The organism is Oleiphilus sp. HI0066 (assembly GCF_001635725.1).
This window is the reverse complement of the sequence record NZ_LWFH01000908.1, coordinates 1-355: the sequence shown is the minus strand read 5'-3', so window position 1 is coordinate 355 and position 355 is coordinate 1. Positions and strand designations below refer to the sequence as shown.

The following is a 355-nucleotide window of genomic DNA, read 5'->3' as shown; positions in this document are numbered from 1 at the left end:
CCCGACTCAATCACTCGACCGTATTTCATCACAAGTGTTCGCCCAGCAAGCAGACGAATAACGCCAAGGTCATGGGTCACCACAATCATGGCGGTTTCCATCTCTTGCTGTATTTCCATAATCAAGTCGAGAATGGCCGCTTGTACGGATAGGTCTAATCCCGTTGTCACCTCATCAAGAAATAACAGTGGAGGATACGTCGACAAGGCTTTGGCGATTTGAACTCGCTGCTGCATACCGCCAGAGAAGGTTTTGGGCAATGCATCGATTCTTGCTGTCGGCACCTCAGTACGATGCAATAGTGATCTTGCACGCTCTCTTATATGGCTGTAATTACTAACACTAGACATCAACA

General features: G+C 47.6%; 1 protein-coding gene. It reads right to left on the bottom strand.

The features are described 5' to 3' along the window. On the bottom strand, positions 1 to 355 hold a 355-nt coding region (locus tag A3738_RS10570; RefSeq protein ID WP_156504191.1), incomplete at both ends, for an ATP-binding cassette domain-containing protein.